This is a genomic window from Tessaracoccus palaemonis (assembly GCF_019316905.1).
Classification (GTDB): domain Bacteria; phylum Actinomycetota; class Actinomycetes; order Propionibacteriales; family Propionibacteriaceae; genus Arachnia; species Arachnia palaemonis.
The window spans coordinates 774576-795979 of sequence record NZ_CP079216.1; the positions used below are offsets into that span (position 1 = coordinate 774576).

General features: G+C 70.4%; 24 protein-coding genes. 18 read left to right on the top strand and 6 right to left on the bottom strand.

Features of this window, described 5'->3' with window-relative positions:
• Nucleotides 1-57 precede the first annotated feature (57 nt).
• Nucleotides 58-1305 (bottom strand): Na+/H+ antiporter NhaA, encoded by a 1248-nt coding sequence (nhaA, locus tag KDB89_RS03360; protein WP_219083455.1) that lies wholly within the window; start codon nt 1303-1305, stop codon nt 58-60.
• Between the two features lie 80 nt (nt 1306-1385).
• Between nhaA and KDB89_RS03365 the strand changes: the two genes are divergently transcribed.
• Nucleotides 1386-1742 carry an ArsR/SmtB family transcription factor gene (locus tag KDB89_RS03365; RefSeq protein WP_219083456.1) on the top strand — a complete coding sequence of 119 codons (357 nt, stop codon included), beginning with the start codon at nt 1386-1388 and terminating at the stop codon, nt 1740-1742.
• 2 nt (nt 1743-1744) lie between these two features.
• Complete coding sequence (locus KDB89_RS03370) at nt 1745-2683, top strand: cation diffusion facilitator family transporter (RefSeq protein ID WP_219083457.1); 939 nt, start codon at nt 1745-1747, stop codon at nt 2681-2683.
• Between the two features lie 181 nt (nt 2684-2864).
• On the opposite strand, the gene KDB89_RS03375 is transcribed toward KDB89_RS03370, so the two are convergent.
• Nucleotides 2865-3245 carry a DoxX family protein gene (locus KDB89_RS03375; RefSeq protein WP_219083458.1) on the bottom strand — a complete coding sequence of 127 codons (381 nt, stop codon included), beginning with the start codon at nt 3243-3245 and terminating at the stop codon, nt 2865-2867.
• Between the two features lie 245 nt (nt 3246-3490).
• On the opposite strand from KDB89_RS03375, the gene cysE reads away from it, so the two are divergent.
• From cysE to KDB89_RS03395, 4 genes are read left to right on the top strand one after another with little or no spacing between them, the layout of a single operon-like run.
• On the top strand, nt 3491-4306 hold the full coding sequence (cysE, locus tag KDB89_RS03380; protein WP_219083459.1) for a serine O-acetyltransferase: 816 nt from the start codon (nt 3491-3493) through the stop codon (nt 4304-4306).
• Nucleotides 4297-5115, top strand: coding sequence for an aminoglycoside phosphotransferase/kinase family protein (locus tag KDB89_RS03385; protein ID WP_219083460.1), 819 nt, complete (start codon nt 4297-4299; stop codon nt 5113-5115). The genes cysE and KDB89_RS03385 overlap by 10 nt, the downstream gene beginning before the upstream one ends.
• Before the next feature lie 38 nt (nt 5116-5153).
• Nucleotides 5154-5582, top strand: a complete 429-nt coding sequence (locus tag KDB89_RS03390; protein ID WP_219083461.1) for a CBS domain-containing protein — start codon at nt 5154-5156, stop codon at nt 5580-5582.
• Between the two features lie 26 nt (nt 5583-5608).
• Nucleotides 5609-6664, top strand: a complete 1056-nt coding sequence (locus tag KDB89_RS03395; protein ID WP_219083462.1) for a GNAT family N-acetyltransferase — start codon at nt 5609-5611, stop codon at nt 6662-6664.
• Nucleotides 6665-6808: 144 nt separating this feature from the next.
• On the opposite strand, the gene KDB89_RS03400 is transcribed toward KDB89_RS03395, so the two are convergent.
• Nucleotides 6809-7384 (bottom strand): isochorismatase family protein, encoded by a 576-nt coding sequence (locus KDB89_RS03400; RefSeq protein ID WP_219083463.1) that lies wholly within the window; start codon nt 7382-7384, stop codon nt 6809-6811.
• Between the two features lie 90 nt (nt 7385-7474).
• Between KDB89_RS03400 and KDB89_RS03405 the strand changes: the two genes are divergently transcribed.
• The 3 genes from KDB89_RS03405 to KDB89_RS03415 are packed head-to-tail and all read left to right on the top strand — an operon-like array spanning nt 7475 to nt 9575.
• Complete coding sequence (locus KDB89_RS03405) at nt 7475-7873, top strand: NUDIX hydrolase (protein ID WP_219083464.1); 399 nt, start codon at nt 7475-7477, stop codon at nt 7871-7873.
• 14 nt (nt 7874-7887) lie between these two features.
• A complete protein-coding gene (locus tag KDB89_RS03410; RefSeq protein WP_219083465.1) occupies nt 7888-8973 on the top strand; it encodes an S-(hydroxymethyl)mycothiol dehydrogenase in 1086 nt (361 codons plus the stop codon).
• A complete protein-coding gene (locus KDB89_RS03415; RefSeq protein WP_219083466.1) occupies nt 8970-9575 on the top strand; it encodes an MBL fold metallo-hydrolase in 606 nt (201 codons plus the stop codon). Before KDB89_RS03410 ends, KDB89_RS03415 begins: the two co-directional genes overlap by 4 nt.
• Before the next feature lie 2 nt (nt 9576-9577).
• On the opposite strand, the gene KDB89_RS03420 is transcribed toward KDB89_RS03415, so the two are convergent.
• Nucleotides 9578-10405 carry an aldose epimerase family protein gene (locus tag KDB89_RS03420; RefSeq protein ID WP_219083467.1) on the bottom strand — a complete coding sequence of 276 codons (828 nt, stop codon included), beginning with the start codon at nt 10403-10405 and terminating at the stop codon, nt 9578-9580.
• 47 nt (nt 10406-10452) lie between these two features.
• Between KDB89_RS03420 and KDB89_RS03425 the strand changes: the two genes are divergently transcribed.
• The 9 genes from KDB89_RS03425 to KDB89_RS03465 all read left to right on the top strand — a co-directional run bounded on the left by KDB89_RS03425 (nt 10453) and on the right by KDB89_RS03465 (nt 19644).
• A complete protein-coding gene (locus KDB89_RS03425) occupies nt 10453-10968 on the top strand; it encodes a GNAT family N-acetyltransferase (protein ID WP_219083468.1) in 516 nt (171 codons plus the stop codon).
• Nucleotides 10969-11015: 47 nt separating this feature from the next.
• A complete protein-coding gene (locus KDB89_RS03430; RefSeq protein ID WP_219083469.1) occupies nt 11016-11519 on the top strand; it encodes a phosphoribosyltransferase in 504 nt (167 codons plus the stop codon).
• 3 nt (nt 11520-11522) lie between these two features.
• Entirely contained in the window at nt 11523-11723 is a 201-nt protein-coding gene (locus tag KDB89_RS03435; RefSeq protein WP_219083470.1) for a hypothetical protein, read from the top strand.
• A 79-nt stretch (nt 11724-11802) separates the two neighbouring features.
• A complete protein-coding gene (gene tkt / locus KDB89_RS03440; protein WP_219083471.1) occupies nt 11803-13860 on the top strand; it encodes a transketolase in 2058 nt (685 codons plus the stop codon).
• Between the two features lie 77 nt (nt 13861-13937).
• Entirely contained in the window at nt 13938-15602 is a 1665-nt protein-coding gene (locus tag KDB89_RS03445) for a S49 family peptidase (RefSeq protein ID WP_219083472.1), read from the top strand.
• An 85-nt stretch (nt 15603-15687) separates the two neighbouring features.
• Complete coding sequence (locus KDB89_RS03450; RefSeq protein ID WP_219083473.1) at nt 15688-17385, top strand: VanW family protein; 1698 nt, start codon at nt 15688-15690, stop codon at nt 17383-17385.
• Nucleotides 17386-17457: 72 nt separating this feature from the next.
• The gene (gene fdxA / locus KDB89_RS03455) at nt 17458-17778 is read left to right on the top strand and encodes a ferredoxin (RefSeq protein ID WP_219083474.1); all 321 of its coding nucleotides are present in this window, start codon (nt 17458-17460) and stop codon (nt 17776-17778) included.
• Nucleotides 17778-18869, top strand: coding sequence for a succinyldiaminopimelate transaminase (dapC, locus tag KDB89_RS03460; RefSeq protein ID WP_219083475.1), 1092 nt, complete (start codon nt 17778-17780; stop codon nt 18867-18869). The genes fdxA and dapC overlap by 1 nt, the downstream gene beginning before the upstream one ends.
• A 55-nt stretch (nt 18870-18924) precedes the next feature.
• Nucleotides 18925-19644 (top strand): maleylpyruvate isomerase family mycothiol-dependent enzyme, encoded by a 720-nt coding sequence (locus KDB89_RS03465; RefSeq protein ID WP_219083476.1) that lies wholly within the window; start codon nt 18925-18927, stop codon nt 19642-19644.
• A gap of 2 nt (nt 19645-19646) precedes the next feature.
• On the opposite strand, the gene KDB89_RS03470 is transcribed toward KDB89_RS03465, so the two are convergent.
• Nucleotides 19647-20453 carry a hypothetical protein gene (locus KDB89_RS03470; RefSeq protein ID WP_219083477.1) on the bottom strand — a complete coding sequence of 269 codons (807 nt, stop codon included), beginning with the start codon at nt 20451-20453 and terminating at the stop codon, nt 19647-19649.
• Entirely contained in the window at nt 20453-21385 is a 933-nt protein-coding gene (gene dapD, locus KDB89_RS03475) for a 2,3,4,5-tetrahydropyridine-2,6-dicarboxylate N-succinyltransferase (RefSeq protein WP_219083478.1), read from the bottom strand. The genes KDB89_RS03470 and dapD overlap by 1 nt, the downstream gene beginning before the upstream one ends.
• Between the last annotated feature and the right edge of the window lie 19 nt (nt 21386-21404).

Sequence of the window (21404 nt, forward strand, 5' to 3'; positions counted from 1 at the left end):
GGGGCACCAGCTTGCCATGACGGGCAGGTTCGCCGTCGACGCGCCCACGGCCCCGGATCAGATCGGCGAGATGTTGGTGTCGGGGATGCCGTCCTCGTTCATGTCGGAGTTGCGGGCGAGGCGGGCGTCGCGGCGGAGCATCATGGCCCCGATGATGGCCGCCAGGGTCGAGCCCATCAGCACCGCCAGCTTCGCGCCGGCCGTGTGCTCGGAGTCGGGGAAGGACAACTCGGCGATCAGCAACGCGACAGTGAAGCCGATGCCGCAGAGCATGCCGACGGGCAGCAGGTCCCGCAGGCCGATGGCGTCCGGCAGCCGCAGCGGCGTCAGCCGGGTGACCAGCGCGGTGGTGCCGAGGACGCCGACGATCTTGCCGACCACGAGGCCGCCGACGATCGCGAGCACCACGGGCTGGCCGATCACCGCGGCGGGACCCTCGCCGTCGACGATCGTGACACCCGCGGAGAAGAAGGCGAACACCGGCAGCGCGAGGCCGGCGGACCAGGGCTTGACCAGCGTCTCGAAGCGGTGCGTCCGTGCATCGTCCTCGCTGTGGAGGGGCTTCGCGGCGACCGTCAGGCCGCACAGCACGGCCGCGATGGTCGCATGCACGCCCGAGGCGTGCATCAGGGCCCAGGCGAGCACCGCCAGCGGGATCAGCAGCCACCACCGTGTCCGCTTCATGCGGGCCGCGAATGCGAACGCGGCGACGCTCACCAGTGAGAGGGCGAGCATGCCGAGGCTGAGATGGTCGGTATAGAAGACGGCGATCACGATGATGGCCAGCAGATCGTCGACGACGGCCAGCGTGAGCAGGAACACGCGCAGAGCGCGGGGCAGGCCTTTGCCGAAGATGGCGAGGACGGCCAGCGCGAACGCGATGTCCGTGGCCGTGGGGATGGCCCAGCCGTGCAGGGCCGTCGGATCGAGAGTCGCGGTCACCGTCACGAAGATCACCGCGGGAACGACCATGCCGCCCACTGCAGCCAGCACGGGGACGGCCGCCTCCTTCGGCCTGCTGAGGCTGCCGGCCACGATCTCGTGCTTGAGCTCGACGCCGACCACAAAGAAGAAGATGGCGAGTAGGCCGTCGGCTGCCCAGTCGGCGAAGTCGAGGCTCAGGTGCAGGGCCTCCGGGCCGAACTCGAAGGCCGCGAGAGCGTGGTAGGTCTCCCGCCAGGGGGAGTTCGCCCAGATCAGCGCGACCGCGGCGGCTACGAGCAGCAGGATGCCGCCCGATGTCTCGCGGGTCACCCAAGCATGCAGCCTGGAGAGGGCTCCGGGGGGCGCGGTCGTCTCAGTCATCACGGGTGAGTCTATCCCCGCCCTGCCACGATGAACGCGGCCAGGTGGTCAGTATCGCCGTGTAGCGATAGGATCGCATCATGACGATGCAAACTGCGGAGGTCGTGATCGACCCCGACTCGACCGCCACGTTCGCGAGGCTCTTCCACGCGCTCTCCGATCCCAACCGGCTCGCGATCCTCCAGCACCTGGCCGGGGGTGAGCACCGCGTGCGTGACCTCGTCGACCACCTCGGCTTCGCGCAGTCGACGGTGAGTGCCCACCTGCGCTGCCTGCACGAGTGCGGCCTTGTCGTGGTGCGTGCGGAGGGGAGGGCATCCTGGTACGCGCTGGCTGACGCCGACGACCTGGCCGGCCTGCTGCAGGCCTCGGGGCACCTGCTCGACGCGACAGGGTCGCGTGTGCGGCTCTGCACACAGCTGATGGGAGGGCAGTGACCATGGCCCACGACCACGCAGGGCACAGCCATGGCCCGGGGACCGCGGACCTGGCGGCGGCGCCGTCGCACCGTCGCCGCCTGCTCGTCGTCGTCTGCCTCACCTCGGTGGTGCTGCTTGCCCAGGTCGTCGGCGCCGCCATCACCGGCTCGCTGGCACTGCTGACCGACACGGTGCACGCCGCGACCGACGTCGGCGGCCTCGTCGTCGCGCTGACCGCGGCGACGCTGATGCTGCGCCCCGCAGACCCCCGCCGCACCTGGGGCTTCCGCCGCGTCGAGATCATCGCCGCGCTCGGGCAGGCGGTGCTGCTCCTCGGAGTTGGCCTCTTCGCCGCCATCGAGGGTGTCCGGCGCCTGTTCGAGCCCCCCGAGGTCCCGGCGACCGAACTGCTGATCTTCGGCATCGTCGGCCTGATGGCGAACGTCGCCTCGATGCTCATCCTGTACTCAGGCCGCTCCGCGAACTTCAACATGAAGGCCGCGTTCCTGGAGGTGGTCAACGACGCACTCGGCTCGCTTGGCGTGATTGTCGCGGCGATCGTGATCTCGACCACCGGCTTCCAGCAGGCCGACGCGCTGGCCGCGCTGTTCATCGCCGCACTCATCGTGCCGCGCGCCGTCGTCATCATGCGCGGCACCGCCCGGGTGCTGATGGAGTTCACCCCCGACGGCCTTGACCTCGACGAGGTCCGCAGCCACCTGCTCGACGTCGAGCATGTCCGCGAGGTCCACGACCTGCACGCCTCTACGGTCGCGACAGGGCTGCCGGTGCTGACCGCGCACCTGGTCGTGGGTGAGAAGTGCTTCCAGAACGGTCACGCCCTGGAGATTCTCGACGAGGTCCGCGACTGTGTCGAGACGCACTTCGAGGTTGCCCACACCACCTTCCAGCTGGAGAGTGCAGCCTTCCGGCAGGGTGAGCCGGCGGGTCACGACTGACGCGGTCGTTGAGCACTTCGACAAGCTCAGCACATGCCTGTCGAAACGCCGTGAACGCAGTGAAAGGTCAAACCTGCGCGACGCTTCGTCAGCGCTGGCGCGCTTCCTCACCGCCCTTCGACGAGCTCAGGGAACCGCGAAGCCTCAACCCCTTCGACAGGCTCAGGGCCCTTCGACAAGCTCAGGGAACCGGTTTCGTGGCGCGGGCCACGCGCAGTGCCGAGCGGATCATCGGCCACTGCAGGGGCAGCCGGGCTATCGCGATGAGCCGGTATCCCAGGGGCCGGTCCCACCACAGCCGCACCATGTTGAGGTTGCCGGGGAACACGGCGACGAACAGGCCCGCGGCCGCCCAGCCCGCGGCCCTGCGCGTCGCGGGTACGGCCAGCCCGGCCGCGACGGCCAGCTCGGCGACGCCCGACGCGTACGTCCACGTCCTGGCCGACCCGGGCAGCTCGTCGGGGACGAGGCCATCGAACGGGGCCGGTCGTGCGAAGTGGAGCGTGCCCATGAGCGCGAGGGCTCCCGCCATCAGGTTCGCTGTCGTCGTCGTGCTGGCCATGGTCCTGCCTCCGGTCGGTGGTCGTCACCTGAAACTAGCCCTCACCAGGGCTGGCTGGCGGGAGATTGGCCGATGGCCGTGGCAGAAAGGGACGAGCTTCCGGCGGAGATCTACGACGCCGGGTGCCGCAGGGGCTCCCCGACACTGAGCTCCGCCACGGGTCCGCGGATCGCCAGTAGAGAAGACCTGCGCCGCCGTCCCCCCGCATCGGTAGCCTGGGGCCCGCACCACCGCAGAGGAGAGTCATGGACCCGTCGAAGATCGTTCCCGACGACCAGATCTGGAACGCCATCAAGGAGGAGTGCGCCCAGGCCGCGGCCAACGAGCCCCTCCTGGCGGGCTTCCTGCACGCCACGGTGCTGAGCAAGGCGGACATCGAGGAGTCGCTGAGCTACCTGCTGGCCAGCAAACTCGACAACTCGACGCTGCCGGCGCTCGGCCTGCGCGACATCTTCCAGCAGGTCCTGGAGGAGGACGAGTGCGTGCAGCGCTCGATCCGCGCCGACCTGCAGGCCGTCGTCAGCCGCGATCCGGCCTGCCCGGGCTACTCCAACCCGCTGCTCTACTTCAAGGGCTTCCAGTCCATCCAGGCGTACCGCGTCGCGCACGCCTACTGGAACCTCGGCCGCAAGCCGCTGGCCTGGTACCTGCAGTCGCGTATCTCCGAGGTGTTCGCCGTCGACATCCACCCCGCCGCCCGCATCGGCAAGGGCATCATGTTCGACCACGCCACCTCCGTGGTGATCGGCGAGACCGCCGTCGTCGAGGACGACTTCTCGATGCTGCACGAGGTCACCCTCGGCGGCTCCGGCAAGGAGGGCGGCGACCGCCACCCGAAGATCGGCCGCGGCGTGCTGATCGGCGCCGGCGCGAAGGTGCTCGGCAACATCCGCGTCGGCACCGGCGCGAAGATCGGCGCAGGCTCCGTCGTGCTGCGCGATGTCCCCGACCACACCACCGTCGCCGGTGTGCCCGCCAAGGTCGTCAACGTGCCCGCCAGTTCGCTGCCCGCCTTCGACATGGACCAGAGCATCGACGACAGCTTCGATCCGTGCATCTGACGGGCGGACCAGACGAGATCCCGCTGCTCGGCGGCGACGTCACCGACGGCGTCGTGCGCGTCGGCGACACCGTCCGGCGACCCGTCACCTCCCGCAGCCCGTTCATCCACACGGTCCTGCGGCACCTCGAGCACGCCGGCTTTGACGGCGCCCCCCGCTTCCTCGGCCTCGATGCCAAGGGACGCGAGATCCTCGATTTCGTCGACGGCGAGGTGGCGGGCAGGCCGTGGCCCTCCTGGGTCGCCGACCACGACCGCGGAATCAGCGTCGCGAGGCTGCTGAGGAGGCTCGACGATGCCATGCAGCCGTTCGGGGTCCCCGACGCCGCAGAACCCGGTGCCCGGCCAGCCGGATCACCCGAGCCGGTAGGCCCGCCGGACACCTTCGTCAGCCACTGCGACGTCACGCCGGAGAACACCGTCTTCCGCGACCAGGTGGCCTACGCCTTCATCGACTTCGACCTCGCCAGGCCGACCTCGCGCGCGGTGACGGTGGCGAACCTGCTGCTGTGGTGGGCAGGCTGGCACCACCCGAACGACCGTAACCCGGTCTTCGACGACGTCGACGTGGCGGTCCGGGGAAGGGCCCTTGCGGATGCCTACGGCCTCGACCGCGCCGACCGCGAGTGGGTCCCGCGCGTCTCCGTGTCCATCGCGGAGCGCTCCTGGTACTCCATGAAGGACCGAGCCGAGCGGCTCGGCGGAGGATGGCAGCGCATGTGGGACGAGGGTGTCGGCGACGCCATCCGCCGTCGCGAGGAGTGGCTGCGCGACTCTCAGGTGGGTCTGCACGAAGCACTGATGATGTGACCGATCACCTGCCCTTGCGGCGGGGATACCCTCCCTCCATGCGGATCAACGACATCATTCAAGCCAAGGGCGCCTCGGTGGTCACCGCAGGCGCGGACGACACCGTCGCCCACCTGATTGAACTGCTCAACGAGCACCGCATCGGCGCGGTCGTCATCACCGATGCCGAGGCACACGTGGTCGGCGTCGCCGGCGAGCGGGACGTGGTGCGGGCCATCGGCGCGCATGGCGCCGCCGCGCTGGAGCTGCCGATCGGCGAACTCCTCGACGCCCCGGTGCACACCTGTGGGCTCAACGACGACCTGGTGCAGGTCGCCGAGTCGATGACCGAACTCCGCACGCGACATGTACCGGTCATCTGCGATGGGCGACTCGCCGCCATCGTGTCGATCGGCGACATCGTCAAGCACCGGATCGACCTGCTGCAGTCCGAGACCGACCACCTCGTGAGTTACCTCCACGGCTGACCTCGCCGGCTGGCAGAGTCACGCAGGTGTTGACCTGGACCTGGCTCGACGACTCCTCCGTGCCCGCCTGGGCGGTGCTGACCAGCGCGCTCGCGACGGCCGACGGCACGAATGAGTTCTACGAGGCCGAGGACCTGGCCGAGGAGCTGACCGAGACCGGCTTCGACCCCGTCCTGGACAGCTGGGCTGTGTGGGACGGTGCTCAGCTCGTCGCCTACGGTCAGCTGAGAGTGGGGTCGGGTCCCCAGGAGGACGGCACGGTCCGCTGCCAGCTCGATGGGGGCGTGCTACCCCGGTGGCGGGGCAGGGGCATCGGACGCGTCCTGCTCTCGCAGATGGAGACCAGGGCGGCGGAGCTCAGCGCCCACCGGAATCCGGGGCTGCCGTTCCACCTCCGCGCCTCCGGCGGGTTGGAAGGCTCGTCCGCGTCCAGGCTGCTGTCGCGCTCGGGATACCGGGTCGTGCGCTGGTTCACCGACATGGAGCGCTCGCTGCCAGGGCCTGATATCCCCGAAGCACCGATCTGTGTGCCGGCGCCGACAGCCGACACTGGGGCGACCGGTGCAGGGACGCCCTTCGGGAGCTCGTCCGAGCCATCTGGTGGTGGCGCGACGGCCGGGCAGGAGAGCTCGGGGATCGTGGTCGTCTCGCCGACCCTCGACGACGAGGAAGCCGTGCGTCTGGCGCACAACGCAGCGTTCGCCGACCACTATGGGTTCGCGCCGCACGATGTCGACCGCTGGCGCGACCTCGTCCGCGGTCGCCCCGCCCGTCCCGAGTTCTCGACGCTGGTCAAGGGCCACGACGGGTCGGTCCTGGCGTACGTGCTGGCGCAGCAGTACGCCCCCCACGAGCTGTACATCGCGCTGGTGGGGACAGTGCGTGAGGCCCGCGGGCGGGGACTCGCCCGGCTCGCCCTCTCCCGCACGCTTGACCTGGCGCGGCGCGACGGGAGCTTCACCGTCGTCGAGCTGAGCGTCGACTCCGAGAGCCCTACCGGGGCCGACCGGCTCTACACGTCGCTGGGGTTCACGGTCGCACGCTCCACGCAGGCCATGCGCAAGGACCCGCCGGTCGGCTGAGCCCCCCCGGTGCCCCGCCACCGTTCTCAGCAGACGCCACCCTTACCGACCGACGCCACCGCTTTCAGCAGATGCCACCGCCATGGCGGTGGCATGTGCGAAGAAGGGTGGCGTGTGTCGGTAAGGGTGGCGTCGGGGGTTCGGTCAGCGTTCCGGGGAGACCCACTCCACGCCGGCGGCCGTCAGCTCGTCGACGACGGCGGGGACGCCATCAGGGTGGACGGCGGCGGTCAGGCCGCCGAGGACGCGGGTCGCGAAGCCCTCGCGGGCGGCGTCGAGGGCCGTGGCCTTCACGCAGAAGTCGGTGGCGATGCCGACGACGTCGACCGCGGTGATGCCGTGGCGACCCAGCCAGGGGGCCAGTCGCTCGCCGTCGGCTCCGCCGCCGACGGATCCCTCGAAGCCCGAGTAGGCCGCCTCGTAGCTGCCCTTGTCGAAGGTCGCGCCGAACGCGACGCCACGCAGGTCGGGGTGGAGCTCCTGTCCGGGCGTGCCGACGACGCAGTGCGGCGGCCAGCTGTCGACGAAATCGGGCGTGTCCGAGAAGTGGGGGCCCGGGTCGATGTGGTGGTCGCGGGTCGCGACGACCTGCGCATAGCCCGGCTCCAGCGCCAGGAACGCGGCCACCTGCTCCGCGACGGCGTTACCGCCGTCGACGCCGAGCGCGCCGCCCTCGCAGAAGTCCACCTGCACGTCCACCACGATCAGAGCCCTGGCCATGAATCACCCTTTCCTCGGTTGCGGCCACCCTACGCGGCCGGGCCGGCGGCGCGTGTGGATCCAGGCGCCGGGCCGCTAGCCTGCTGGGTCATGGAACCTGTGATCGTCGTGTCCGCCGTCGTCCTCCGCGACGAGGCCGGCCGGGTGCTCCTGGTCCGCAAGCGCGGAACCACGATGTGGATGAACCCGGGTGGCAAGCCCGAGGCGGGGGAGAGCGCCGCGGACTGCGCCGTCCGCGAGGTGCGCGAGGAACTGGGCCTCGCCCTCGACGCTGCCCGTCTCGTCGACCTCGGTGAGCACTCCGCCCGCGCCGCCAACGAGTCCGGGCACCTGGTCCTCGCCCGGGTGTTCCAGTGGCCCGATCCGGTCGCGACGCCGACGCCGGCAGCCGAGATAGAGGCGGTCCGATGGGTTGAGACGACCCTGCGCGATGCGGATCTGGCCCCGCTGTTCACCGGGCAGATCGCGCCGCAGTTGAGCCGAAGCTAGCTAGGCTGCGGCCCATGCAGCAGGTCAAAGGCGTAGTCGCCCGCGCCAAGGGCGCCCCGGTCACCCTTGAAACCATCGTCATCCCCGACCCCGGCCCCGGCGAGGCGGTGGTGCGGATCCAGGCGTGCGGCGTGTGCCACACGGACCTCCATTACCGTGAGGGCGGGATCAACGACGACTTCCCGTTCCTGCTCGGCCACGAGGCCGCCGGCATCGTCGAGTCCGTCGGCGCGGGCGTGACCTCCGTCGCGCCCGGCGACTTCGTCATCCTGAACTGGCGCGCCGTCTGCGGCGACTGCCGCGCGTGCCGTCGCGGCGAGCCGCAGTACTGCTTCGCCACCTTCAACGCGACGCAGAGGATGACGCTCGCCGACGGTACGGAGCTGACCCCCGCGCTGGGCATCGGCGCCTTCGCCGAGAAGACTCTCGTCGCGGCGGGGCAGTGCACCAAGGTCGACCCGGACGCGCGCCCCGCGGCGGTCGGGCTGCTCGGCTGCGGCATCATGGCCGGCATCGGCGCGGCCATCAACACCGGAGGCGTCACCCGCGGGAAGTCTGTCGCGGTCATCGGCTGCGGCGGGGTCGGCTGCGCAGCCATCGCCGGCTCCGCGCTCGCCGGTGCGGGCACGATCATCGCCGTCGACATCGACGACACCAAGCTCGCGCGGGCCGCCGCCCTCGGCGCGACGCACGCCGTCAACTCCGCGGACCTGGACCCGGTCGAGGCCATCCGTGAGCTCACCGGAGGGTTCGGCGCCGACGTCGTGATCGACGCCGTGGGCATCCCGCAGACGTGGAAGCAGGCGTTCTACGCCCGCGATCTTGCCGGAACGGTCGTCCTGGTCGGCGTCCCGCGCCCCGACATGACGGTCCCCGACATCCCGCTCCTCGACGTGTTCGGCCGCGGCGGCTCGCTCAAGTCCTCCTGGTACGGCGACTGCCTCCCGTCGCGCGACTTCCCGATGCTCGTGGACCTGTACCGCCAGGGCAGGCTCGACCTCGACGCGTTCGTCTCTGAGGAGATCGGCATCGGCGACATCGAGGAGGCCTTCGAGAAGATGCACCGCGGCGAGGTCCTGCGCTCGGTGGTGGTCCTGTGAGCATCACGCACGCCGTCACCAGCGGCACCTTCTCCCTCGACGGGCAGACCTTCGACGTCGACAACAACCTGTGGCTGGTCGGCGACGAGGACGAGGTCATCGTCATCGACGCCCCGCACGACGTCGACGCCATCCTGAAGGCCGTCGACGGTCGTCGCGTCCAGGCCATCATCTGCACGCACGCGCACGACGACCACGTCCGCGTCGCCCCCGAGCTGGCCGATGCCACCGGCGCCCCCATCTGGCTGCATCCGGCCGACGAGCCCGTCTGGAACCTCACACACCCTCACCGACGCTGGGACCACGACCTGTTCGACGGGCAGGAGTTCACGGTCGGGTCAGTGACGCTCACGGTGATCCACACGCCCGGCCACGCGCCCGGAGCCGTGTGCCTCTACGCGCCGGAACTCGGCTGCGTATTCACCGGCGACACGCTCTTCAACGGTGGGCCCGGCGCCACCGGGCGCTCCTTCAGCAGCCGCGACACCATCGAAGAGTCGATCAGGGCACGGCTGTTCGAGCTGCCCGACGCCACGGTCGTGCACACGGGCCATGGTGACGACACGACCATCGGCGCCGAGGCGGATGCCCTCGGCCGCTGAGGTCAGGCGCGGGTCAGGCGGATCCCGAGGCGGTGGGACCCGCCGGCCTGCAGATCGACGGCGCCGGCGGCGGCGTTGCCGAACTCGACGCACAGGAAGCGCTGCCACTCCCGGGGCGCGAAGCCGCCGTCGACGATGCCCGGGTTCCACACCACGGCAGTGGCCGCCCCCTCGGGGGCGAGGTCGAGGCTGCCCGACGAGTCCTGGATGGTGACCCGTGCCGCCGCGTCGTACACCCGGTCCAGCGCGCCGTCGATAGCCAGGGGAGAGACCTCGACGCCCTGCGTCCCGTCGCTGTAGTCGCGGTACGAGATGCCCCCGAGCCCGGTGAGGCGGGCGCTCGGCACGTCTGTGGCAAGGTACGGGTGGAACATGGCCTCGATCCGGGTGGGCTGGGTCGGGCTCGTGATCGTCAGGCTCAGCGCCAGTTCGCGCGCGTCGGCCTCGACCCGCAGCTCGTAGCCGAGGTCCGCGGGGAACCTGTCCGATCCGGCAAGGTGGCACGTCGACCTCGCGTCCGTGCGCAGCACGATCGTGGCGCCGTCGTCGCCGGACGTGCTGTGCACCACCTGCCATGCGACGCGCGAGACGAGACCGTGGCGGAACGGCACCTCCCAGTCGAGCCCCATGCCGCTGCCGAACCATGGGGCGCAGATGGGGACGCCGCCGTGCCACATCCGGCCGGGCGAGGGTTCGGCGTCCTCACAGGTGAAGAGCTGTTCGACTCCCCCCGGTGCCCACGACGTCACCGTCGCGCCGAGTGCGTGTATGTCGAGACGGCCCCACCGGCCGCTGAGTCGATGGACATCGGCTGAGACGGTCGCGGGCATGGGACAACCGTACCGGGGCCGCCGGTGACTCACTTAGGATCGCGGACATGCTCACCATCAGGCCCGCGTCCGCGCGCGACATCGACACCATCACGGAGATCTACAACACGGCCGGCGTCGGCACGACCGCCTCGTACGCACTGGATCCCGTCTCGGTCGAGGACCGCCGTGCGTGGCTCGAGGCGCATGTCGTCGCCGAGCAGCCGGTGCTGGTGCTCGAGGACGACGGTGAGGTCGTCGGGTACGCGGCCTACGGACCCTTCAGGAGCCTCGCAGGCTACGTCCACACGGTCGAGCACAGCGTCTACATCGCCGAGGGGCGGCGTGCGGTCGGCGGCGGCCGGATGCTGATGAATGCGCTGATCGACCACGCGCTGGGCCGCGACGTGCACGTCATGGTCGGCGTCATCGACGCAACCAACGAGGCCTCCATCGAGTTCCACCGCAGGCTCGGCTTCGAGGAAACCGGCAGACTCCCGGAGGTCGGGCTCAAGTTCGGTCAGTGGCGCACGGTGGTGTTCATGACCCTGATCCTCGACGGTGGGCGCGACCCCCTCGCCTGACGTGGACCTCCCGCCGGTCGGAAAATCCGCCCGACTACCATACGTCCATGGCTTACCACGCGGACTCCAATGAACTGATGACAAAAGAGATCCTGACCTGGGACGGGTTCGGGTCCGCGTCGCGCGAACTCGCGCAGGACATCGCCTACTCGGGCTTCGAACCGGAGGTGATCATCGGCGTCGCCCGCGGCGGCCTGCCCCTGGCCGGAGCGCTGACCTACGCGCTGGGCGTCAAGCTGTGTGATGCGATCAACGTCGAGTTCTACACCGACGTCAACCAGACCCTGCCCGACCCGGTGCTGCTCGCCCCGATGCTCGACACCGACTCCATCGTCGGCAAGAAGATCCTCGTGGTCGACGATGTCGCCGACTCCGGCCGCACCCTCGGCCTGGTCATCAAGCTGCTGCGCGGCTTTGGCGGGGAGGTCCGCTCCGCGGTCCTCTACTCCAAGTCCCGCACGCTGATCCAGCCCGACTACGTGTGGTGCGCCACGGACGAGTGGATCGTCTTCCCGTGGTCGGCGGAGCCGCCGGTCACGCAGGAGGCCTGAGCCATGCCGGAGACCCGCATGTTCGATGGATCCTCCGCCGAGGGGATCCAGAAGCTCGTCCGTGAGGCGCTCGGGGAGACGATCCGCCCGGTGGACCCCGGCCACCCCTCCCAGATCGTCGAGGCCGAGCAGTCCGAGGATCCTGCCCCGACAAGCGCCGCGGCCGATCTCGACACGGTCTCCTGGCCGTTTCCCCAGGACTGAGCAGATGCCGCTGGGGCCACCGTGACCCCGCACGATACGATTTGTTGCGCAGAGAAGCACCCCTAGGTAAGGACCAACTGTGACTTTTGAGTGGACGGAAAAGGACGCCCGAGCCGTTGACACGGCGCGCATCCTGGCGGCCGACGCCGTGGAGAAGGTCGGCAACGGCCACCCCGGTACCCCGATCTCCCTGGCGCCCGTGGCGTACCTCCTGTACCAGAAGGTCATGAACACCGACCCGACAGACGACAAGTGGATCGGTCGCGACCGGTTCGTGCTGTCTGCGGGCCACGCGTCCCTGACCCAGTACACCCAGCTGTACCTCGGCGGCCTGGGCCTCGAGCTCGGCGACCTCGAGTCGCTGCGCACCTGGGGCGCGAAGACGCCCGGCCACCCCGAGTACGGGCACACCGCCTTCGTCGAGACCACCACCGGCCCGCTGGGCGCCGGCATCAGCAACGCCGTCGGCATGGCCATGGCCGCCCGCCGTGAGCGCGGCCTGTTCGAGCCCGACGCGCCGGCCGGCGAGTCCCTGTTCGACCACTACGTCTACACGATCGCCGGCGACGGCTGCCTGCAGGAGGGCGTCTCCTCCGAGGCCTCGTCGCTCGCCGCGACGCAGGAACTCGGCAACCTCGTCCTGATCTACGACGACAACCGCATCACGATCGAGGGCGAGACCGACATCTCGTTCACCGAGGACGTCGAGGCCCGCTACGCCGCCTACGGGTGGCACGTGCAGCACGTCGACTGGACGAGCGGTGGCACCGGATACCGCGAGGACGTCGAGGCGCTCTACAACGCCATCGAGGCCGCCAAGGCCGTCACCGACAAGCCCAGCTTCATCAAGCTGACCACCGTCATCGGCTGGCCGCTGCCGAACAAGCAGGGCAACCACGCCGTCCACGGCTCCAAGATCGGCGCCGACGAGATCGCCGCCCTCAAGGAGGTGCTCGGCTTCGAGCAGAAGCCCTTCGCCGTCGACCAGGACGCCGTCGACGCGGCCCGCGCCAACGTCGCTGCCCGCGGCAAGGCCGCCCGCACCGCGTGGGACGAGCAGTTCGAGGCCTGGGCCAAGGCCAACCCCGAGAAGGTCGCGTTGCTGCAGCGCGTCCAGGCCGGGAAGCTGCCCGAGACGCTGAGCCTGCCGGTGTTCGAGGAGGGCAAGAAGTCCACCCGCGCCGCCTCCGGCGAGGTCCTCTCCGCGCTGGCCGACCAGCTGCCCGAGCTCTGGGGCGGCTCCGCCGACCTCGCAGGCTCGAACAACACCACCATGAAGGGCGAGCCGTCCTTCCTGCCCGCCAACCGCACCACCAAGGAGTGGTCGGGCAACGAGTACGGCCGCACGCTGCACTTCGGCATCCGCGAGCACGCCATGGGCGGCATCCTCAACGGCATCGCCGTGTCCGGCCTGACCCGTCCCTACGGCGGCACGTTCCTCGTCTTCGCGGACTACATGCGCCCCGCCGTCCGGCTGGCCGCGCTCATGAAGGTCCCGTCGATCTTCGTCTGGTCGCACGACTCCGTCGGCGTCGGCGAGGACGGCCCGACGCACCAGCCGATCGAGCACCTGGCCGCGCTGCGCGCCATCCCCGGCCTCGACATCGTGCGTCCCGCCGACGCCAACGAGACCTCGGTCGCGTGGGGCGAGATCCTGCGCCGCAACGACCGTCCCGCCGGCCTCATCCTGTCGCGTCAGGACCTCCCGATCGTCGCCCGCGGTGAGCGCTACGCCTCCGCGGAGGGCGTCGCGAAGGGCGCATACGTCCTGAGCGAGGAGGAGGGCGACCTCAAGGTCATCCTCATCGCCACCGGCTCCGAGGTCCCCGTCGCGCTCGCCGCGCAGGAGAAGCTGCAGGCCGCCGGCGTGCCCACCCGCGTCGTGTCCATGCCCTGCCAGGAGTGGTTCGACGAGCAGAGCGCCGAGTACAAGGAGTCCGTGCTCCCCGCCGCCGTCACCGCGCGCGTCAGCGTCGAGGCCGGCATCGCCATGGGCTGGGCCAAGTACGTCGGCTCGGCCGGCGCCTCGGTGAGCATCGAGCACTTCGGCGCCTCCGCGTCGGGTGCGAAGTGCTTCGAGGAGTTCGGCATCACCGCCGACAACGTGGCCGCCACCGCCACCTCGCTGCTCGGCTGACCAGCCGCTGCCTGACGCGGGCCCTTCCCTGCGGGAGGGCCCGCGTCGCGTTTCCGCCCTTCCGTAAGCTGGGACGCATGGCAGTCTTCGATGTCCTCGGACGTGACAGGCAGGTGGTCCTCGAGCTGGACCTGGCGCGCGGGGTGCTGACCGCCCGGCCCGACAATCCGCTCGAGGCGATCCAGCTGATCAACAGCCCCACCCTGCAGGGCCTGCGCGACCACCTCGCCGACGCCGCGACCGACGAGCACGTGCGCGGCCTCATCGTGCACGCCGTGCCGGGCCTCGACCTCGCGCACGCCGAGGAGGTCGCCGAGCTCATCGAGACCTTCGGCAGGCATCGGCCGACCATGGCCTGGGCCGAGTCCTTCGGCGAACTCAGCGGCGGCCTCGTCGCGTATGCCGTCGCCGCCGCAGCGCACCGCGTCTGGGTGCAGCCGACGGGGATGCTCAGCATCGAGGGCCTCCAGCTGGAGATCACCCTGCTGCGCGGGCTCTTCGAGAAGGCGGGCCTGACCCCGCAGTTCGGCCAGCGCCACGAGTACAAGACGGCGGCCAACACCTACGCCGCGGAGACCGTCACCGGACCGCACCGCGAGATGATGCAGCGGATCGGCGAGTCCATCACCGACGGGCTCGTGGCCGCGATCGCCCGACGCCGTTGCGTCGACGAGACGATCGTCCGCGCGGCGATGGATGCGTCGCCGGTCGACCCGGAGCGGGCGCTCGAACTCGGACTGATCGACCGCATCGGCTACCGCGACGAGGCCTACGCCGCCGCGCTCGAGGAATGGGGCGCCGCGACCGAGGCGCTGGTGTTCGCGCACCGGCACACGACGCCCGCAGCCAGGCTCGCGAAGCTGCGCCGTTCACAGCCGAAGGTTGCCGTCGTCACGCTGCGCGGCGCCATCGTCACCGGCCGCGGAACCCGCTCGCTGGCCGGTGGCCAGTCCGCCGGCGCGGACGTGGTCGACGAGCAGCTGCGCCACGCCCTGCGCGATGACGAGGTCCGCGCCGTCGTGTTCGCCGTCGACTCGCCCGGCGGGTCTGCCGTAGCCTCCGACTTCATCCGGCGCTCGGTCCTGAGGCTGAGGCAGGCGGGCAAGCCGGTCGTCGCGCACATGGGCACCATGGCGGCCTCCGGCGGGTACTACGTCTCGATGGCGAGCAACGAGATCGTCGCGCAGGCCGCCACCCTGACCGGATCCATCGGCGTCCTCGGCGGCAAGATCGTCACGCAGGGCCTCTACGAGAGGCTCGGACTGGTCCGCGAGACCCTGCCGTTCAGCGAGGCCGCCGGCACCTTCTCTCCTGCGACGGCGTTCAGCGACGCCGACTGGGAGCGGCTCGACCGCTGGCTCGACCGCGTCTACCTGGACTTCACGACCTTCGCGGCACGGGACCGGGGCATGGACCACGACGACCTGGAGAAGCTTGCGCGCGGCCGGGTCTGGACCGGCGAGGACGCCCGCGCCCGGGGCCTGGTGGACCACATCGGCGGTCGGCGGCGCGCCGTCGAGCGGGCCTGCGCACTCGCCGGCATCGACGAGTCGAAGGCTCGCGTGACGCATCTCGGGGAGAACGGCCTGGCGCAACTGCTCCGACCCGCCAGATCCAGCGAGCACACGGGCTCCGGGGCGAACCTCGGCGGCATCGAGGCCATGGCCACGACCCTGCTCGGCCGGGCAGGGATCGTCGCGCCCGGGGTGCTCAGCACCCCGTGGGCCTTCCGCCTGCGGTGATCGGCGGACGGCTCTTTGAGTCACACAGTCGGGTTCCGTACGATGTTGGACTGGTGCGACCGCCGAGGTCGCTGAGGAGAGTCTTGTGAAGAAGTCTGCAAAGGTCGGCATCGGGATCGGCATCGGGCTTGTTGCCGTGGTGGGCGGCGCATACGTAGCGTCCTACTTCGTCGCGGGCAACCAGCTTCCTGCCAAGGCATCCGTGTCGGGCGTCGCCATCGGCGGCATGTCGCCGGAGCAGGCGAGGCAGACCCTCGAGGCCGAACTGAGCGACAGTGTCGCCAAGCCCGTCTCACTTGTCGACGGCTCCCACTCCGCCACCCTGGACCCCGCTGACGCCGGGCTCGGCGTCGACTACGACGCGACGGTGCGCGAGGCCGGGGGAGGGTTCAGCTGGAACCCCCTCGAGATCGTCACGACCTTCACCGGCGGCCACGAGATCGACCTGGTCCGCACGGTCGACGAGGACAAGCTGAGCGCGGCCGTCGCAGCCACGGCCGACGAGTTCGAGGTCAAGGGCACCGACGCGAGCATCTCGTTCAAGGAGGGCAAGGTCGTCACGACCGAGGCGGTCGACGCGACCGTCCTCGACGTGGACGCCGCCGTCGACGCCACGAGTCAGGCGTGGGAGGCCGGCCGGAACACGGTCCAGGCCCCCGTCACCGCCACCGCACCGGCGGTGACAGACGCCATGGTGGCTGAGGCCGTCGACAGCTTCGCTGACCCGCTCGTCAGCGGGCCCGTCACCCTGACGCTCGGCGACGACTCCATGGAGATCGCACCCGGCTCGCTCGCCGCAGTCGCCTCCTTCGAGGTCAAGGACGGCAAGCTGGTCGGATCCCTCGACGGGGCCAAGCTGTTCAAGGACACCAAGGAGGCGCAGCGCTCCCTGAAGCTGACCGCAGCCAAGGACGCCAGCTTCAAGTTCTCCGACGGCGAGGTCGTCGTCGTGAAGGCGAAGACGGGCCAGTCCCTCGACCAGGACTCCTTCATGGAGGCTGTCGAGAAGACCGCCACCGCCACGGGCGACGCACGCACCGCCGAGGTCACGGCCACCAAGGAGGAGCCGGACTACACGACCAAGGAGGCCCAGGCGGACGTCAAGGACTTCGAGGTCATCGGCGAGTTCACGACGTACTACCCGCACGCCGACTACCGCAACACCAACCTCGGCCGGGCCGCCAGCAGCGTCAACGGCACCGTGCTGATGCCGGGCGACATCTTCTCGCTCAACGACACCCTCGGGGAGCGCACCCCGGCCAACGGCTACGTCGACGGCTACGTCATCAACGGCGGCCGCCTGGTGAAGGAGTCCGGCGGCGGCATCTCGCAGTCGGCGACGACGCTCTTCAACGCCGCCTTCTTCGCCGGCTACAAGGACATCGAGCACAAGCCCCACTCGCTGTTCTTCGACCGCTACCCACCCGGCCGGGAGGCCACCGTCTACTACGGCAGCCTCGACATGCGCTTCCAGAACGACACGAAGTACCCCTCGATCATCCAGGGCTACATCAACAAGTCCAGCGGCAGCAGCCGAGGCTCCATCACGTTCAGGATCTGGTCCAAGCGGACCTGGGACAAGGTCGCGTCCTCCGAACTGAAGAAGTCGAACTTCTACTCGGGTACCAAACGCACCGTCACGGCGGCCAACTGCAGCCCCCAGGCGGCCATCCAGGGATTCACCGTCAACTACTCGCGGCTGTTCTACATGGACGGGGAGGTCGTTCGCCGCGAGCCCTTCACGTGGACCTACAGTGCAGGCGACCAGATCGTCTGCGAGTAGGCGACCGCGAATTTAGCAACGAACAGGCGCTAAGCTGTCAGGCGTCAGCGCCTCTCCAAGGAGTCAAATAAAGTGACGTACATCATCGGCCTGCCCTGCGTCGACGTGAAGGACCGCGCCTGCGTCGAGGAATGCCCCGTGGACTGCATCTACGAAGGCAACCGCATGCTCTACATCCACCCGGAGGAGTGTGTCGACTGCGGCGCCTGTGAGCCCGTCTGCCCCGTCGAGGCCATCTACTACGAGGATGACGTCCCCGAGGAGCAGGCCGAGTTCTACGACATCAACGTGCAGTTCTTCGACGACCTGGGCTCCCCGGGCGGCGCCGCGAAGCTCGGCGCGATGGACAAGGACCACCCGGCCGTCGTCGCGCTGCCGCCTCAGGGCGAGTGATGTCGGGGCTGGGCTCCCGCCTGCCCGACTTCCCCTGGGACACGATCGCCGAGGCCCGGCGCGTCGCGTCCGCGCACCCGGGCGGCATCGTCGACCTGTCCGTCGGCACGCCCGTCGACCCGACGCCTGAGCTCGTCATCGACGCGCTCGCGGCGGCCGGGCAGTCGCCGGGCTACCCGACGGTGTGGGGGGACCCGGCCACCCGCCGCGCCGTCGCCGGCTATCTCGAGTCGCGCTGGGGATCGGTGCCCCTGGCCGACGAGTCCGTCATGGTGACCGTCGGCTCCAAGGAACTCGTCGCCTGGCTGCCGACACTGCTGGGCCTCGGCTCCGACGACGCGGTCGTGTTCCCCGCCTGCGCCTACCCGACCTACGCCGTCGGCGCGCTGACGGCCGGGGCCAAGCCCGTCGCGCTCGACGACCCCGCGGAGATCCCGGCCGACGCCCGGCTGATCTGGGTGAACTCCCCGGCCAACCCGACGGGCAGGATCCTCGGCGTCGACGAGCTGCGCGCCTTCGCTGCCCGCGCCCGCGAACTAGGCGCGGTGCTCGCCAGCGACGAGTGCTACGGAGAGTTCGGCTGGGACGCCGAACCCGTCTCGGTGCTCGACCCGCGCGTCAACGACGGCGACCTCACCGGGCTGCTTGCCGTCCACTCGCTCTCCAAGCGCTCGAACGCGGCCGGCTACCGCGCCGCGTTCGTCGCGGGCGACCCCTCCGTGGTGCAGGAACTCGTCGCCGTGCGCAAGCACCTCGGCATGATGCTGCCCCGGCCCGTGCAGGCGGCGATGGTCGCCATGCTGGGAGACCAGGACCACGTCGAGGAGCAGCGGGAACGCTACCTGGCCCGTCGCGCCCTGCTCCGCCCGGCGCTCGAGGCGGCCGGATTCACCATCGACCACTCCGAGGGGGCCCTGTACCTGTGGGCCACCCGTGGCGAGAACTGCCGCGACACCGTCGCCTGGCTCGCCGAGCGCGGGATCCTGGCCGCACCCGGCGACTTCTACGGCCCCGCTGCCGCCGACCACGTGCGCATCGCCCTGACGGCGACCGACGAGCGGATCGCCGCAGCGGCCGGGAGGCTCGGCTGAGCCCACGGACCTGAGACGGCCGGCGCCGCGACCCGGCGCCCGGCAGGATGGCGCCATGCCCGGATCCGACAGGCCAGACCTCGACGCCCTCACTCTGCTCCAGGAGCAGTTCCGGGACTCGATCGACGAGGTGTCCCCCGACGCCCCCATGCCGTGGGGCGGGCGGTGGAAGGCCCGCAACCTCGTCAACCACCTCGCCCGCGTGCACCACTGGGCCGCCGCGCAGGCGTCGCGGTCCAGGGAACTGCCGCTCGGCCGTGACGCGCTGACGACCAGCGACGCCTACGCGACCCACGCCGGTGCCCTCGCAGCGACGCTCGCCGGCCTCGATCCCAGGCAGCCTGCCTGGACCCTCCTCGACGACGGGGCAGCCCCGGGGGACCGGACGGGCACCGTCGGGTTCTGGGACCGCAGGCAGAAGCTTGAGACCCTGATCCACCTGTGGGACCTGCGCACCGCGGGCGGCCTGGCCATGGAGGCGGACGACTCCCTGTGGCGCGACTGCGTCGCCGAGGTCGTCGAGGTGATGCATCCTCGCCAGCTGCGCCTGGCGCGCGTGTCGGCGCCCGTCGCACGGCTCGTGCTCGTCGCCGCCGACGACGCGTGGGAGGTGTCCGGGGCGCCGCACGGGGCGCCGTCGGTGGAGATCTTCGGTGCCCCGCGCGACCTGGCGCTGCTCTGCTGGGGTCGGCTTCCGCTGGACGGCGGTTCGCTGCGGGTCGCTGGCGATTCGCTGCTGGCGCGGGAAGTTCTCGACGAAGGCCTGACCCCCTGAGATCAGCCGAGCGTCAGGACGGCGTCCGCGCCGTCGGTCTCCGCGTCGCGCCAGCCGGACTTCTCGGGCGTCCAGACCTTGCCGAGCACCTCGACCCTCGACAGCCCGGCGGCGTAGCCGTTGGCCATCGCCATGTTGACCCCGGACCAGACCTCGTCCTCGTCGCCGGAGATCGTGACGGTGTCGGCGTCCACGACGAAGTCCGCGTCGATCGCCTCCAACACGGCGGCGAACTCGTCGGGCTCCGGGTCTGCCAGCTCGAAGTTCACGCAGCTGATCGACGCGGGCTCGCCGAGCAGCGATTTCGCCACCGCGGTCGCGTTGGCCGTGTGCTTGCCGTAGGCGTCCGGGTAGGCGCTGATCTGTACCTTCTGGGCGATGTCGTTGATGTCGACGTCCTCCCAGCCGTCGATCTTCGCGAGAGCCTCGTAGAACTTCTCCGAGGAGTACCAGGGATCCATGATCTCCTCGACGGTGCCCCAGCCCTGCGACGGCCGCTGCTGGAAGAGGCCGACCGAGTCGCGGTCGCCGTAGTCGAGGTTCCGCAGCCCGGACTCCTGGTAGGCGGTCACCAGTGCGACGATCGCCGCGCGCTCCGGCAGGCCGTTGCTCACCGACGCGGCGACGATGATCGATGCGTTGGTCGCCTGCTCCCGGGTCAGCGTGACGGTCTGGTCGTCGACCACGACCGTGCAGCGCTCGGGCGTCAGCCGCTGGCGGACCTTCTCGTAGACGACGTACCCGCCGAAGCCGAGCCCGGCGAGCAGCGCAACGGTGAGGAGGAGGACGGCCCAGCGCTTCGGCGACATCAGTTCGCGTGCAGCGCGGAGTTGAGCTCGACCTTCGACCCGCGGCGGTTCTTCACCAGCACCGAGCCGTGCACAGAGTCGCGCAGGAACAGCAGATCGTTCTGGCCGCTGAGCTCCCGCGCCTTCACGACGGCGCCGTCGGCCAGCGTCACCTTGGTGCCGGCGGTGACGTACAGCCCGGCCTCGACGACGCAGTCGTCGCCCAGCGAGATGCCGATGCCGGAGTTGGCTCCGAGCAGCACCCGCTCGCCCAGCCGGATGACCTCCTGGCCGCCGCCGGACAGCGTGCCCATGATGGAGGCGCCGCCGCCGACGTCGGTGCCGTCGCCCACGACGACGCCCGCGGAGATGCGGCCCTCGACCATGGACGTGCCGAGCGTGCCTGCGTTGAAGTTCACGAAGCCCTCGTGCATCACGGTGGTGCCCTCGGCCAGGTGGGCGCCGAGCCGGACGCGGTCCGCGTCGGCGATGCGCACGCCCTTGGGGACGACGTAGTCGACCATGCGCGGGAACTTGTCGATCCCGTAGACGGTCAGCTGCTCGCCGCGGGCGCGCAGCAGGGCGCGCACGCGGGTCACGTCGACGACGCGGACAGGGCCGACGGTGGTCCAGGCGTTGTTCGGCAGCACGCCGAACAGCCCGTTCAGGTTGAGGCCGTGCGGGGCGACGAGGCGGGAGCTCAGCAGGTGGAGCCTCAGATAGGCGTCCTCCACGCTGGCGGGAGCCTCGTCGAGGTCGATCTCGACGCGCACGACCCGGGTCTCCACCTGGCGGATCTCATCGGCTCCCTGCGCCTCGGCCAGCGTCGACGCCGGCTCGTCGGTCACGTCGGAGCCCAGCCGGGGCTCGGGGAACCAGGCGTCCAGCACAGCGCCGGTGTTGTGGACGGTGGCTAGGCCCCAGGCCCACGCGAAACGGGTCTCATCGCTCATGCGGCCAGTCTAGAGGGCG

What these genes read in the sequence shown, in the direction of transcription:
- KDB89_RS03445 (WP_219083472.1), top strand. Translation starts at nt 13,938, where the DNA reads ATGGCAGTCTTCGATGTCCTCGGACGTGACAGGCAGGTGGTCCTCGAG.
- KDB89_RS03365 (WP_219083456.1), top strand. Translation starts at nt 1,386, where the DNA reads ATGACGATGCAAACTGCGGAGGTCGTGATCGACCCCGACTCGACCGCC.
- KDB89_RS03435 (WP_219083470.1), top strand. Translation starts at nt 11,523, where the DNA reads ATGCCGGAGACCCGCATGTTCGATGGATCCTCCGCCGAGGGGATCCAG.
- cysE (WP_219083459.1), top strand. Translation starts at nt 3,491, where the DNA reads ATGGACCCGTCGAAGATCGTTCCCGACGACCAGATCTGGAACGCCATC.
- KDB89_RS03425 (WP_219083468.1), top strand. Translation starts at nt 10,453, where the DNA reads ATGCTCACCATCAGGCCCGCGTCCGCGCGCGACATCGACACCATCACG.
- dapD (WP_219083478.1), bottom strand. Translation starts at nt 21,385, where the DNA reads ATGAGCGATGAGACCCGTTTCGCGTGGGCCTGGGGCCTAGCCACCGTC.
- KDB89_RS03465 (WP_219083476.1), top strand. Translation starts at nt 18,925, where the DNA reads ATGCCCGGATCCGACAGGCCAGACCTCGACGCCCTCACTCTGCTCCAG.
- KDB89_RS03375 (WP_219083458.1), bottom strand. Translation starts at nt 3,245, where the DNA reads ATGGCCAGCACGACGACGACAGCGAACCTGATGGCGGGAGCCCTCGCG.
- KDB89_RS03410 (WP_219083465.1), top strand. Translation starts at nt 7,888, where the DNA reads ATGCAGCAGGTCAAAGGCGTAGTCGCCCGCGCCAAGGGCGCCCCGGTC.
- KDB89_RS03390 (WP_219083461.1), top strand. Translation starts at nt 5,154, where the DNA reads ATGCGGATCAACGACATCATTCAAGCCAAGGGCGCCTCGGTGGTCACC.
- KDB89_RS03470 (WP_219083477.1), bottom strand. Translation starts at nt 20,453, where the DNA reads ATGTCGCCGAAGCGCTGGGCCGTCCTCCTCCTCACCGTTGCGCTGCTC.
- KDB89_RS03430 (WP_219083469.1), top strand. Translation starts at nt 11,016, where the DNA reads ATGGCTTACCACGCGGACTCCAATGAACTGATGACAAAAGAGATCCTG.
- KDB89_RS03370 (WP_219083457.1), top strand. Translation starts at nt 1,745, where the DNA reads ATGGCCCACGACCACGCAGGGCACAGCCATGGCCCGGGGACCGCGGAC.
- KDB89_RS03420 (WP_219083467.1), bottom strand. Translation starts at nt 10,405, where the DNA reads ATGCCCGCGACCGTCTCAGCCGATGTCCATCGACTCAGCGGCCGGTGG.
- dapC (WP_219083475.1), top strand. Translation starts at nt 17,778, where the DNA reads ATGTCGGGGCTGGGCTCCCGCCTGCCCGACTTCCCCTGGGACACGATC.
- KDB89_RS03400 (WP_219083463.1), bottom strand. Translation starts at nt 7,384, where the DNA reads ATGGCCAGGGCTCTGATCGTGGTGGACGTGCAGGTGGACTTCTGCGAG.
- nhaA (WP_219083455.1), bottom strand. Translation starts at nt 1,305, where the DNA reads ATGACTGAGACGACCGCGCCCCCCGGAGCCCTCTCCAGGCTGCATGCT.
- KDB89_RS03405 (WP_219083464.1), top strand. Translation starts at nt 7,475, where the DNA reads ATGGAACCTGTGATCGTCGTGTCCGCCGTCGTCCTCCGCGACGAGGCC.